The organism is Streptomyces sp. NPDC043896 (assembly GCF_056435605.1).
Genome location: NZ_JBWKEE010000015.1, coordinates 95,954 through 109,083, shown reverse-complemented (window position 1 = coordinate 109,083; position 13,130 = coordinate 95,954). Strand labels below are relative to the sequence as shown.

Below are 13,130 nucleotides of genomic sequence, written 5' to 3'. Positions count from 1 at the left end.
CGGCCCGGTGACCGCCCGGCGCTGGACCGCCGTCGGCACAGCGACCCTCACACAGGGAGCGTCACCCGTCAAACCGGTGACGCAGATTCCGGCCATCTCGACCGCCGACGGCGGTGACGCACCGGCGTACGGATCCGCCCGCCCGTCAGGAACGCGCCAGGCGCCGGTCCGCCGCGTGACGATGCCCCGGACGGACATCTACTCTCTGGATCAAGCAGTCCGGCCGAGGCGCCGCGGCCGCGGTGAACGGAGCTGGGGAACGGTGGAGTTGAGCGCTCGGTCGATGGTCGGTCGTGACGGCGAGCGGGAGGCGCTGGCCGCGTTCGTGGCAGCACCCGAAGGAAGGGCCCTCGTCCTGCGGGGGGAATCCGGCGTGGGCAAGACCGCGCTCCTCGACCACGCCGCGGACCTGGCGGCGCCGCGGCACCGGGTGATCCGGGCGGCGGGCGTCGAGGCCGAGTCTCAGCTCCCCTTCGCCGGTCTGCACCAGTTCCTCTATCCGCTCCTCTCCTTCGTCGACCAGCTGGACGACACCCACCGAAAGGCCTTCGACGCCGTCTTCGGCCGGAGCGACGGCCCCCCGCCCTCGGTCATGACGCTCGGCATCGCCGTGCTCGACCTGCTCTCCCTCGTGGCCTCACGGCAGCCCGTCCTGCTGGTCCTCGACGACGGCCAGTGGCTGGACACGTCCAGCACCGAGGTGTGCGGGTTCGTGGGACGCCGGCTCACGGGCAGCTCGATGAAGCTGATGGTCGGGCTGCGCTCCGACGTGCGGTCCGGCTTCGACTCCGCCGCGCTGCCCGAGCTCGCGGTGACCGCCCTCTCCGAGGAGGCCTCCGAGGAGCTCCTCGAGCTGCGTCACCCCGGCCTCGCCCCGCCCCTCCGGCGACTGGTCCTGGACGAGGCCCGGGGCAACCCCCTGGCCCTGCTGGAGCTCCCGCCGCACGTCCGGGCCGGCCGCCCGGGACGCACCCCGCAGGAGCTGTTCGGGTACACCGGCGTCCAGCTCCCGTTGCGCCTCCAGCACGTGTACGGGACCCGCATCGCGTCCCTCGACGACGCCGTACGCGCGGAGCTGCTGCGCGGCGCCCTGGACGGCGTCGGAGCCGGAACGGCGACCGGCGCCCCCCAGGGTTCCCGCTACCGCATGCGGGACGTCGACGCGGCCGCGGCCTGCGGCCTGCTGGACGACGACCCGGCCGGCGGCGACTTCGTCTTCCGGCACCCCCTGGTCCGGTCGACGGTCGTCCAGATGGCCACCCCCAACGCGCGGCGCGCGGCCCACGCGGCCCTCGCCCGGGTGCACCAGGACGACGTGGAACGGCACGCCACGCACCTGGCGGCGGCGACCGTCGACCCCGACGCCAGGGCCTCGGCGGCGCTCCGGGCGGCGGCGGAATCGGCGATCCGGCGGGGCGGCGCGGTGACCGCCGTGACCTGGCTGACCCGGGCCGCCGAACTGAGCGAGACCCCGGAGGAGCGGTCCGGGCTGCTGGGCGACGCGGCGTTCGTGGCCGGGCACGCCGGGCTCCTCGACCACGCGCGCACACTCGTCCGTACGGGTACCGCGCCCGGCACCTCCGACCCCACGGCCTCCGTGGTCACCTCCGCCTACGTCGCGCTGTACGAGGACGGAGACGTCCGCTCGACGCACCGTCAGGTCCTCGCGGCGATCGAAGAACTGCGCGACAGCGGGAAGGGGGCCGACGCGGGCGAGCGGGACGGGATACCGCCTCGGCTGGTGAACCTGCTCCTGGCCATCAGCCAGTACGCCGGCGACGAAGCCATGTGGCGCCGCACGCACGAACTGCTCCGCTCCCTCGGCACGCGGGTCCCGGAGAACTCCCTCGTCTACGAGGACACGTGGAGCGACGTGGTGCGGCGCGGGGGCGGCGCGCGCGAGCGGCTCGAACAGGCCTTCACCGGCCTGCGCGACCTCGAACCGTGGGACCTCGCACGGCTCTCCGTGTCCGCCTACCACCTGGACGCGCTCGGCGCGTTCCGGCCCCACCTGCAGCGCACCGTGGACCGCGAGGTGCGGACGGGCGCCGTGGCGACCGGAATGACCATGCTGCACCTGATCATGCTCGACCAGATCTCGGCCGGCGAATGGCCGCAGGCCCAGCGGACCGGGCAGCGCTGCCTGGACCTGACGACGTCGCACGGGTACGCCCTGTTCGCCCACCAGACACGGGCCTACCTGGGGCTCCTGGCCGCCCTGCGCGGCGATGCCGACCAGGCGCGCGAGGCGCAGGCCGTCGTGGACGCCTGGGCACGTCCGCGCGGAGTCGGCTTCCTCACGCAGATCGCCGACGCCATCGGTACCGCCGCGGCGCTCGGCGAAGGCGACCACGAGGCCGCCTACCTGCACGCCATCGGCATCACCCGGCCCGGGACCTTCGCGCCCTGCGTCCACCAGGCCCCGCGCACCCTGCTCGACCTCGTCGAGGCGGCCCTGCACACCGGCCGCTCGCAGCAGGCACGCCGCCACGCCCTCGCCGCCGAGGAGGCCGGCCTGCCGGACGTCTCCCCGCGACTGGCCCTGCTGACGTACGGCGCCCTCGCCATGACCGCCCCGGACTCCGCGCAGGCGGACGCCCTGTACGCACGCGCGACGACGCACCCGGAGGCGGGCCGCTTCCCCTTCGAGCTCGCCCGCATCCGCCTCGCCCACGGCGTCCGCCTCCGGCACACGCACGGCTGGAAGGCGGCCCGCCCGTCGCTGACGGCGGCCGCGGAGACGTTCGAGCAGCTCGGCGCAACGGCCTGGACCGAGCGGGCCAGGGCCGAGCTGCGCGCGGCCGGACCGGCGACGGCCGTGAACGCGGCCCAGCTGCCCGCGCTGACCTGGCAGGAGCACCGGATCGCGGATCTCGCGGCCGGCGGTCTGACCAACAAGGAGATCGGCGCGCGGATGCACCTGTCGCCGCGCACGGTCAGCTCCCACCTCTACCGGGTGTTCCCCAAGCTGGGCATCACCTCCCGGGCGGCCCTGCGGGACGCGCTGGGCAAGCTCCCCACCGAGCGGACCGGCTGCTGACCGGGGACCGGCGGGAGCGGACCGGCTGACGGGACGGCGGGAGCGGGGGGCGGCGCCGCGCGGCCACGGTGCTCAGCGCGTACGGGTGGGCTGCGCGCGGATGCCCTGGCCGTCGAGCCAGCCCAGCACGTAGTCGGCGACGTCCCGCCAGCCGCCGTCGAGGACCAGGGAGTGGCCGCGGTCCGCGAACTGCTTCAGATCGGTCACCGCCGCGCAGTCGCCGTACCGCTTGTAGAGCGTACGCGTCACGGAGTCCGGCACCAGCCGGTCCTCCTGACCGGAGATCAGCAGGAGCGGGCCCCGGGTCGGGTTGCCGGTGTCGGACAGGGCCGGCGGGGCGGGCGGCGCCACGAGGTCGGCGAGCAGGCGCCGCGGAGCGGGCATCGCGTGGCGCGCGAAGAGCCGCCGGGACTCGGCCGCTCCGACGGTGTTCGAGAGGACCTGGTGGAACCGGTGCGCGGTCAAGGACACCAGTGGTTCCGCCGCCGGGGCCGGAGGCGTCCACGTCCGGGCCGCGTCGGCCGGCAGGACGACGCGGCCCACCGGAGCCGGGGCGATGGCCACGGCGGCCCGGCCGATCTCGGCGCCCACGAGGTGCTGCGCCACCAGCCCGCCGACCGAGTGCCCGATCAGGACGGGCGACGCGCCGAGCGACCGGGCGACCGCGGCGTAGTGGTCGGTCAGTACGTCCAGCCCCACACCGGCGAGCACACGCGGAGCGAGGGGCGAGCCGGCGCCGGAGCCCTCCCCGGGCCAGCCCGGCGCGAAGGTCCGGAACCCGCGCCTGGTGAAGCGTTCCGCCCATGACTCCCACGCCGAGGCGCGCAGCCACGCGCCATGGATGAAGACGACGGGCGTACGGTTCACCACTGGTCCCTCCGAGCGAGCCCTCCGCCCGCGCTCCTGCACCCGGGCGACCGCCCCAGCATGGTCTGGGTCACAGGCCGGGGACGACAGTCGAATGACTCAATCCCCGTGTTCCGCGACAGCTTTCCCCCCGAACGAATCATCACCGGCTTGACCGGTGACGGGCGTTGCTGTCATGGTGACGTCACCACCTGAACCGGTGACACCCTGTCGGGGTGTCCCGGATGGAGAAGGCAAGGAGAACGATGACGAACCTGCGCAGGACGGCACTGCGGCTCGCGATCGGCGCCGCCGCGATGACCGGGGCGATCGCCGCCACCACGACGAGCGCGAGTGCCGCCGTCCTCACCGACATCCAGACCGGATCCGGCAAGTGCCCCGCCAACTGGGTGTGCCTGTGGAGCGAGAATGACTTCATCAGGGGGAACCCGCGCGGTGGATCCGACTACGGGGCCGTCGGTTCGGACGGGAACGTCTCCGACATGGGGAACTTCTTCTTCGAGAGCAAGCTCTGGCGCTGGAAGGGCATGCAGGACAGCGCGTCCTCGGTCGTGAACAACACCGGCAGCGCCGTCTGCTTCTACGAGCACAACGGTTACGGGGGAGCGGAGTTCAGGATCGGCCCCCGGGAGAAGTGGGCCTCGGTGCCGTCCTGGATCAACGACAAGATCAGCTCGTTCAAGTACTGCTGAACACAAAGAGGGGGAACAGAACATGAAGCGTTCTACGGGGAAGACGGCCCGGCTCGGACTGAGCGTCGCGGCCGCCGCCGGCTTGATCATGACCGCGGCGACCTCCGCGAGTGCCGCCAACGCCTTCTCGATCGGTCACGGGGCGGGGTCCTGTCCCAACGCCTTCGTCTGCTTGTGGTCGGAAGGCAATTTCATCGAGGGAAAGTTCGTCAACTACGCCAAGTTCGGCTCCTTCGCCTCGAACCAGAACGTGGGCGACATGGGGAAGCTGAAGCGGGAATCCGGCGGGGACAAGGGAATGCAGGACGTCACCTCGTCGGTGCTGAACAACACGGGAAGCAGCATCTGCTTCTACGAGCACAACGGTTACGGCGGTGCGGAGTTCAGGATCGGCCCCTGGGAACACTGGCCCTCCCTCCCGTCGTGGATCAACGACAAGATCAGCTCCTTCAAGTACTGCTGACCACCGACTCGATCTGAACGGAGACCGGGAAATGCGCATGAACATGGTGAAGCTCGGCCTGTGCGCCGCGGCCGCCACGGGGCTGATCATGACGGCGACCGCTTCCGCGAGCGCCGCCACCGTCCTCGGCCTGGGAACGGGCGCGGGAGCGTGCCCCGGCAACTACGTCTGCCTGTGGGCCGACGGTGACTTCGTCAGCGGCTCGCCCGCGGGCAAGTTCGGCTCCATCGCGGCCAATCAGAACATCGACGACATGGGGAAGCTGAAGCGGAGCGGCGCCCTGTGGTCGGGCATGCAGGACGTCACCTCGTCGGTGGTGAACAACACGGGAAGCAGCATCTGCTTCTACGAGCACAACGGTTACGGCGGTGCGGAGTTCAGGATCGGCCCCTGGGAGAAGTGGCCGTCCGTCCCGTCGTGGATCAACGACAGGATCAGCTCCTTCAAGTACTGCTGAACCATCACCCGGGCCCGGCGGCATCGTCCCGATCCGCCGGGCCCGGTGCCTGTCCGACGACGGGACCGCCGACCGCATGACGATCACTCCGCTGACGTCCGAAGACCCACGTCATCGGACCATGACAAGCTCCCTGCCCGCTGCCGGGCCCCAACTGGTCTTCCTCGCCCGCGAATCCGGACTGGTGACCCCACGCGGCCTGCCGCCTCCGCGCACCGGCCGCGCCGGAGCGGGCCGAACGGCAGCGGCCGGAGGACACTGGAGCCCGTGCAGACGTTCCTCCCCTTCCCGTCCTTCGAGGCGTCGGCCCGGGCGCTCGACCCCCGCCGGCTGGGCAAACAGCGCGTCGAGGCGCTCCAGGTGCTGCGCGGGCTGATCGTCCCCGGATACGGATGGCGCCACCATCCGGCCGTGCGGATGTGGACCGGCTACGAGGAGGCCCTCGTCCGGTACGGGCTGGACGTGTGCGGGGTGTGGACCGAGGGGGAGCGTGCCGACACCTGCGCCGCGACGCTGACGCGGGACTTCCGGGCGTGGCGGGCCGGGGGCGCCGTACGCACGCAGGACCGGCTGGCGGCCGACGCGGACCTGCCTCCGTGGCTCGGTTCGCCGGAGTTCCACCGCAGCCACCAGTCCGCGCTGCTCCGCAAGGACCCGGCCTTCTACCAGGACCGCTTCCCCGGCGTACCGGACGACCTGCCCTACGTGTGGCCCGCCTCCGACCGGGACCCCAGGGCCCCGGAGCCCTGAGGACTCCGCGGCCTGACCAGGGGCTTCGGGGCCGGTCGGGACCGGAATGACGGTGCACCGGCCGCCGCGCGGCCGTAGGCGCGTACGCACCGGACCGCACCGCGCCGTACTCCCGGCGTCATCCGATGGTGGGGCGGAACGCAAACCGCCTCCCGGGCCCCGGGCGCCTGGGCTACGTTCACCGCCATGGACATCCTGCGCGAGAAGATCAGCCACGGCTTCGACCTGCTGGACGCCGACGGCGACGGCGCCCTGACCGAGGCCGACCACGTCATCATGGGCGACCGGGCCGCCGACCAACTCGGCTACGCCCGCGGCTCGGCCGAGCACACCCGCATGGTCGACGCCTACGTCGCCATCTGGCGCGATCTGCACGCCCCGCACATCGGCGGGTCCGACGGCCGCATGACCAAGGGGGAGTTCGTCACCAGCACCCTCACCCTGGCCGCCGACCCCGAGGCCGCCGCCACCACCGTCGGGGCGATCGCCCGGGCCTTCTTCGCCATCGCCGACGTCGACGGCGACGGCCGGGTCAGCAGGACCGAGTTCGACGCCTTCCAGCGCAGCCACTTCCCGAGAATCGGACAGGCGGACCTGGACGCGGCGTTCGGCCACCTCGACCGCGACGGCGACGGCGCCCTGGACCCGGCCGAGTTCGAGTCCGCCGTGATCGAGTACTGGTCCAGCGCCGACCCCACGGCTCCGGGCAACTGGTGGATGGGCCGGCCCGACGCCCGGCGCTGACCTCGGGCGGGCGGATCCCGGAGGCCGTGGTCAGCTCTTGCGGGCCAGCGGCTCTCCGGCGAAGCTCACCCCGGCCAGGCCGTGGGCGATGAGGTTGCGGATGTTGCCGTGGTCGGTGTCGTCCGGCGTCGCCAGCACGCTGCGGTAGTGCTCACCGAAGGCCAGCAGCGCCTCTTCGTCGCTCAGGCCTTCCAGCAGGGCCAGTCCCAGCGTCTTGCAGGAACCCTCGTTCTCGCCCGCCGCGTTCTCCAGCTTCCCGTTGCGGAACGCCTGCGGCCGGTACTCGTAGTGCGCGGCGATGAACGCCAGGGTGTCGGCGAACTCGTGCTCACCCGACGCAAGGCTCGCCCGCAGCGCGTTCAGATCGGTCATGTTGGTTCTCCCGGCTTGGACAGACGAGCCGATTGCCGTCCGTGACCGGACGACGATACCCCCCTGCGGCCGGCCCGCGAGAATCCCGCCACATGTCGGAACGGCGGTATCCGCGCAGGTCACGGCGCGGGCGGTGGCATTGTCAGTGCCGGGCAGCATGATGACCTTCATGACCGGAAACAGTGCTCTGCTCTCTCCCGCCGACTACACGGAGGCCGTGACCACCGCCCTCGCGGCGTCGGCCGCCTACTACGGCGACGGGACCACCCCGCTCGGTGACGACGAGTACGACGGGCTCCTCCGCGCCATCGCGGCCTACGAGGACGCCCACCCGGACGAGGCGCTCGCCGAGTCGCCCACCGGGAAGGTGGCGGGCGGGGCGGTACAGGGTGACGTCCCGCACTCGGTGCCCATGCTCTCCCTCGACAACGTCTTCGACGCCGACGAGCTCGCCGAGTGGGCCGCGGGGCTGGAACGGCGCCTCGGGCACCCGGTGGCGGGGTGGTGCGTGGAGGCGAAGCTCGACGGGCTCGCGGTGGCCGCCCGGTACCGGGGCGGCCGGCTCGTCCAGGTCCTCACCCGCGGTGACGGCCTGGCCGGTGAGGACATCACCCACGCCGCCGACGCCGTCCTCGGTCTGCCGCCCGTCCTCGCCACGCCGGCCGACATCGAGTTGCGCGGCGAGGTGCTGCTGACGACCGAGCAGTTCGAGGAGGCCAACCGGATCCGCCTCGCGCACGAGGCCACGCCCTTCGCGCACCCGCGCAGCGGAGCCGCCGGCACCCTGCGGGCCAAGGACCGCCCCTACCGCATCGAGCTGACCTTCTTCGCCTACGGCGCGATCGGCCTGGACGACCTCGGCCACGCCGCTCTCCTGGAGCGACTGGCCGAGCTCGGCGCGAACACGGCCGCCGGCACGGCCGCCGCTCCGATGCGGTGCGAGACCATGGAACAGGTCCGGGAACGCATCGACGTGATCGCCGCCCTGCGCGGAGAGCTGCCGTTCGGGATCGACGGCGTCGTGGTCAAGGCGGACACGGCCGAGGACCAGCGGCAGGCCGGCAACGGCTCGCGCGCCCCGAGGTGGGCCGTGGCCCGGAAACTGGCCGCCGAACACAAGGTGACGCGCCTGCTGGCGGTGGAGTGGAACGTCGGCCGGACCGGGATCATCGCCCCGCGCGCCGTCCTGGAGCCCGTCGTCATCGACGGGGTGACCGTCACCTACGCCACGCTGCACAACCCGTCCGACATCACCCGCCGCGGGCTCATGATCGGCGACCAGGTCTTCGTGTACCGGGCAGGGGACGTGATCCCCCGCGTCGAGGCACCACTGGCCGACCAGCGCACCGGCGCCGAGAGCCCGATCGTCTTCCCCGAGGCGTGCCCCCGCTGCGGCGACGGGATCGACACCTCCGAGCAGCGGTGGCGGTGCGTGCGCGGCCGGAGCTGTCAGGCCGTGGCCTCGGTCATCTACGCGGCCGGCCGGGACCAGCTCGACATCGAAGGCCTCGGCGGCACCCGCGCCGTCCAGCTGGTGGAGGCCGGCCTGGTCAAGGACATCGCCGACCTGTTCACGCTGACCCGCGAACAGCTCCTCGGTCTGGAACGGATGGGGGAGACCAGCGCCGGCAACCTCCTGGCCGCGATCGAGACCGCCCGCGGGGCCGCGCTGAGCCGCGTGTTCTGCGCCCTCGGGGTACGCGGCACCGGGCGCACCATGTCCCGCCGGATCGCCGCACACTTCGGCTCGATGGCCGCGATCCGGGCCGCGGACGCGGACACGCTGGCCGGTGTCGACGGCATCGGCACGGAGAAGGCCCGCGTCATCGCGGCCGAACTCGTCGAACTCGCCCCGCTCCTGGACAGACTCCAGGCCCAGCAGGTCGGCACGCAGGTCACCGAACCGCAGAAGCCCGCGCCCGACGCGACGGACGCACCCCACGCGAACGGCGGCGAGGCCGCGGCGGGCGGCCCGCTGGCAGGACAGGCCGTCGTGGTGACCGGCTCCATGACCGGCCCCCTGGCGGTGCTGTCGCGGAACGAGATGAACGAGCTGATCGAGCGGGCCGGAGGAAAGGCGTCATCGTCGGTGTCCAAGCGCACCACCCTCGTGGTGGCGGGCGAGAAGGCCGGCTCCAAGCGCGCCAAGGCCGAAGAACTGGGCATCCGCATCCTCAGCCCGGAGGAATTCGCAGACCTCGTCGCCGCTCTCCTCCCCACCCCCTAGGGGGAGCGGACGGCCGCGCGCTGCTACGGTCGGGCGCCATGAGCTGGCTTCCCGATGACTTCGTCCACCCCGTCCTGGTACCGCTGCCGGGCGGTGGCCATCACCTGCGGCCGATCCGGGAGGCGGACACCCCGCTCGACTATCCGGCTGTGATGGGTTCGCGCGAGCGGCTGTGGACCATTTACGGCCCGGCGTGGGGCTGGCCCGCGGACACCATGACCTACGAGGCCGACCGGGCCGACCTCCTGCGGCACGAGAAGGAGATCGCCGCGCACCAGTCCTTCAACTACGCGCTGTTCGACGCGGCGGAGACGGTTCTGCTCGGCTGTGTCTACATCGACCCGCCGGAGAGGGCCGGCGCGGACGGCGAGATCTCCTGGTGGGTGGTGGACGAGCTGGTGGGCGGCAAGGTCGAGCAGGCCCTCGACGAGCTGGTGCCGCAGTGGATCGCCGCCGACTGGCCGTTCGAGCAGCCGCGCTTCCTCGGCCGTGAGATCTCCTGGCCGGACTGGCTCGCCCTGCCCCGGCATCCCGACAGGTAAGCGGTCGTCGCCCGTACCGATCTCGAAGGCCGCCGGCCGAGCGGGAACCGACCAAGCCGTCGCCCCCGGCCGGCGACGGGTTGACATCCGCGCAGCGGGGCCCTCCGGGGAATCAGCCGGGTCAGGTCGTGCTCGGCGCCACGCGGGCGTTGTCGACGTACAGGCACAGTGCGCCGTCCTCGGGGCACCTCAGGGCGACCGAGATGCCCCGGACCGCCCCGTCCCGTGCGAAGGCGAGCGCGACCGCGACCTGGAACACCGCGTGCCCCGCGGGGCAGGACGGCAGGTCCGACGGTTCGAAGCCCGGTCCCGGCGAGGCGGGCGGCAGCGGTACCTCGGACGGCTCCAGCGTCCACGGGTACGCGGGCGGGTGCACGTCCCCGTCCGTGATGCCGACCGGTATGCAGCAACCCACGCAGAAGCACTCGCCCTTGGCGACCTCGAACTCGTCCGTGCCGTCACGGCACAGCGCGCACTCGGCGACCACGGCCTCGACGCGTCCGCCCGGCTCCGCGCGGGCGGCACCGCGCACCAGCCGCAACAGGTCCTCAGATCCCGCGGAGGGCTGCTCCGCCCTTCCGTACGTCCACACTGCCTCGTGGTCCATGCCGTGGATCATCGCACGCACCCCTGCCGCTGTCCGGCCGGCCGTTGTCAGTGACGGGCGCGAGGATGACGGCACACCGCCGAACAGGGTCGAGGCGCCGAGAGCCCGCTCGCTCCCCGACTCCAGGCGTACGCCGACCACTACGCGTCCGCCGCCCGACCGACGCGGCCGGGCCTGCCCGCGTGCGTCGCCGCTGTGTCAGCCCGGCAAGGTGGTGCGGACACGTACCCGTGAACACCGGCGGAAGCGCCGGGGCCGACGTACGGTCGAACGACGGGACGATCCCGACGGCAAGCCGACCGGACGGCATCGCACACCGCCGGGGCAGGCCTCTCGGCGCCATGACCGGAACAGGAGCGGAGCAGCGGATGCTTCTCTACGCCCAGACCCCAGCACGGCGGAACCGCCAGATCCTCGCGGACCTGGTCGCCGTGGCCGTGATCGCCGGCGCGGTGTGGTTCGCGCTGGCCGTCCGCGACGCGATCATGCTGCTCGCCGAGCCGGGACGAAAAGTGGAGAGCGCGGGCGAGGGCTTCGCCGGCGCCCTCGACGACGCCGGCGAAAAGGCCTCGGACGTGCCGCTGGTGGGCGGCCTCCTGAAGAAGCCGTTCCAGTCCGCTGCCGACGCCGGCACCGGGCTCGCCGACGCCGGACAGTCCCTGCAGGACGCCGTCAGCCAGGTGGCCACCCTGGCCGTGGTCGTCCTGATCGTCGTCCCCGTGGCGTTCGTACTCCTGGTGTGGCTTCCCCCGCGCCTGCGCTGGATCCGTCGCAGCGCCACCGTCCGGAGCCTCCTCGACGCACCCGGAGGCGCCGACCTCCTCGCGCTGCGCGCCCTCACCGGACCGCCGGGCGACCTCCGCGCGGTCCCCGCCCCGCCCGGCGGCCTCGCGGACGCCTGGCGCCGCGGCGACGAGCAGGTCGTCGCGGCCCTGTCCGAGGTCGCACTCAGGCGGGCCGGCCTGCGGCCCTGACCTGAGCCGGGCCCGGCAACCGGCTCAGGTGTACCTGGTGGGGCTCTCCGACGCTATGTAATGTCACATCGCATGACGTTCTTACGCCGTGCGGCATCGGCCGCCGCCCTCCTCGTCACCGTCCTCCCCGTGACCCTCCCCTCGACCGCGCACGCGGCCGACGCCACCACCGCCTGCCGCCCCCCGGCGTCCGTACCGCTCGACGCCGAACAGGCACGGCTCACGGACACCCGCACCACCGCCCTGGTCGAGCGGGCCGGGTTCGGGGACTTCGTACGACACTTCCCCGCCGCCCTGTGCACGACACGCACCACCGCCGACGCCGAACGGCTCCTCGACTCCTGGGGCCAGGCCCTCTGGCAGGCCTCCGTACGGCGCGCCCAGGGGCAGTGGCCCGGAGGCGACCTCGCCCCCGGCGACGACCGCCCCCTGTACTGGGCGCGGCTCTCCATGACCGCCGCACTCGCCCGCTGGCAGCCGGCCTTCACCGCCGACCGGGCCGCGCTCCGCGCCCGCTTCGAAGACGCCTCCCGCGGCCTCACCGACAACGCCTTCCGGCCCGCGCCCGGCGTACGACGCGTCTTCATCAGCGGCTTCGACCCCTTCGGCCTCGACGCCGAGATCCGCCGCGCCAACCCCTCCGGATCGGCCGCCCTCCAGCTCAACGGCCGCCGCGTGACCTTGGCCGACGGCAGCCGGGCCGAGATCCGTGCCGTCGTCCTGCCCGTGCGGTACGCCGACTTCGACGCCGGCATCGTGGAGCGGGCGTTCGCCCCCCGACTGGCCGCCGGACCCGCCCGGGCGGACATCGTCACCACCGTCAGTCAGGGCTACCCGGGCATCTTCACCCTGGAGGACTGGGCGGGGCGGGCCCGGTCCGCCGACCCGTACCCCGACAACGCGCGTGCCCTCTCCGGCGGCACCCGCGAGAACCCGGTGACAGCCCCCGGCCTCGGCCCGGGACCGGAGTTCATCCGCACCACGCTGCCCGCCGACGCCGTGACCGCCGCCGTCCAGACCCCGTACCCGGTACTCCTCAACTCCGACGTGACCGAGATCCCGGCAGGCGGCACCACCCCCGTCGACCGGACGGACGGCCCGACACCCGGCTCCCGCGCCGTGGCCGGCGGCGGTGGCGGCTACCTCTCCAACGAGGTCGCCTACCGCTCCAACAGGTTGCGCACCGAACTCGCCCCGCACCTGCCCGGCGGCCACCTCCACACACCGGTACTCACCGGCCTGCCGGCCGACCCCCAGCTGCTGACCGGCCCCGAATTCGAACGCAACGAGAGCGCGATCACCGCGGAGGTCCGCACGGTCCTCGAACACGCCGCCGCACGCCGCTAGGGGGTGTCTTTGGGATCAGGCCGGCCGCCTGGGCCGAGGTGGTGGTGC

13 protein-coding genes are annotated in these 13,130 nt (G+C 73.0%); 10 read left to right on the top strand and 3 right to left on the bottom strand.

The genetic code is table 11. The features are described 5' to 3' along the window. The first annotated feature begins 283 nt into the window (after positions 1–283). On the top strand, positions 284–3,040 hold the full coding sequence (locus tag AC069X_RS22570; RefSeq protein WP_478730783.1) for a helix-turn-helix transcriptional regulator: 2,757 nt from the start codon (positions 284–286) through the stop codon (positions 3,038–3,040). Between the two features lie 72 nt (positions 3,041–3,112). Here AC069X_RS22570 and AC069X_RS22565 read toward each other — a convergent pair whose 3' ends face one another. Further along, positions 3,113–3,907, bottom strand: a complete 795-nt coding sequence (locus AC069X_RS22565; protein WP_478730702.1) for an alpha/beta hydrolase — start codon at positions 3,905–3,907, stop codon at positions 3,113–3,115. 245 nt (positions 3,908–4,152) lie between these two features. On the opposite strand from AC069X_RS22565, the gene AC069X_RS22560 reads away from it, so the two are divergent. The 5 genes from AC069X_RS22560 to AC069X_RS22540 all read left to right on the top strand — a co-directional run bounded on the left by AC069X_RS22560 (position 4,153) and on the right by AC069X_RS22540 (position 7,013). Next, on the top strand, positions 4,153–4,599 hold the full coding sequence (locus AC069X_RS22560) for a peptidase inhibitor family I36 protein (RefSeq protein WP_478730700.1): 447 nt from the start codon (positions 4,153–4,155) through the stop codon (positions 4,597–4,599). A gap of 22 nt (positions 4,600–4,621) precedes the next feature. Next, positions 4,622–5,062, top strand: a complete 441-nt coding sequence (locus AC069X_RS22555) for a peptidase inhibitor family I36 protein (RefSeq protein WP_478730698.1) — start codon at positions 4,622–4,624, stop codon at positions 5,060–5,062. A gap of 37 nt (positions 5,063–5,099) precedes the next feature. After that, the gene (locus tag AC069X_RS22550; protein ID WP_478730697.1) at positions 5,100–5,519 is read left to right on the top strand and encodes a peptidase inhibitor family I36 protein; all 420 of its coding nucleotides are present in this window, start codon (positions 5,100–5,102) and stop codon (positions 5,517–5,519) included. A gap of 267 nt (positions 5,520–5,786) precedes the next feature. Then, positions 5,787–6,269, top strand: coding sequence for an MSMEG_6728 family protein (locus AC069X_RS22545; RefSeq protein ID WP_478730695.1), 483 nt, complete (start codon positions 5,787–5,789; stop codon positions 6,267–6,269). A 186-nt stretch (positions 6,270–6,455) separates the two neighbouring features. Beyond that, a complete protein-coding gene (locus AC069X_RS22540; protein WP_478730693.1) occupies positions 6,456–7,013 on the top strand; it encodes an EF-hand domain-containing protein in 558 nt (185 codons plus the stop codon). A gap of 30 nt (positions 7,014–7,043) precedes the next feature. On the opposite strand, the gene AC069X_RS22535 is transcribed toward AC069X_RS22540, so the two are convergent. Then, the gene (locus AC069X_RS22535) at positions 7,044–7,385 is read right to left on the bottom strand and encodes a HopJ type III effector protein (RefSeq protein WP_478730691.1); all 342 of its coding nucleotides are present in this window, start codon (positions 7,383–7,385) and stop codon (positions 7,044–7,046) included. Positions 7,386–7,545: 160 nt separating this feature from the next. Between AC069X_RS22535 and ligA the strand changes: the two genes are divergently transcribed. Further along, positions 7,546–9,612 (top strand): NAD-dependent DNA ligase LigA, encoded by a 2,067-nt coding sequence (gene ligA, locus AC069X_RS22530; RefSeq protein WP_478730781.1) that lies wholly within the window; start codon positions 7,546–7,548, stop codon positions 9,610–9,612. A gap of 38 nt (positions 9,613–9,650) precedes the next feature. Beyond that, a complete protein-coding gene (locus AC069X_RS22525; protein ID WP_478730689.1) occupies positions 9,651–10,154 on the top strand; it encodes a GNAT family N-acetyltransferase in 504 nt (167 codons plus the stop codon). A gap of 121 nt (positions 10,155–10,275) precedes the next feature. Here the strand turns inward: AC069X_RS22525 and AC069X_RS22520 are convergent, their stop codons facing one another. Beyond that, positions 10,276–10,761: a hypothetical protein gene (locus AC069X_RS22520; protein WP_478730687.1), complete on the bottom strand. Its 486-nt coding sequence runs from the start codon at positions 10,759–10,761 to the stop codon at positions 10,276–10,278. A gap of 341 nt (positions 10,762–11,102) precedes the next feature. Between AC069X_RS22520 and AC069X_RS22515 the strand changes: the two genes are divergently transcribed. Beyond that, the gene (locus AC069X_RS22515) at positions 11,103–11,735 is read left to right on the top strand and encodes a hypothetical protein (protein WP_478730685.1); all 633 of its coding nucleotides are present in this window, start codon (positions 11,103–11,105) and stop codon (positions 11,733–11,735) included. 72 nt (positions 11,736–11,807) lie between these two features. After that, positions 11,808–13,082 (top strand): pyroglutamyl peptidase, encoded by a 1,275-nt coding sequence (locus tag AC069X_RS22510; RefSeq protein ID WP_478730683.1) that lies wholly within the window; start codon positions 11,808–11,810, stop codon positions 13,080–13,082. Positions 13,083–13,130 lie beyond the last annotated feature (48 nt).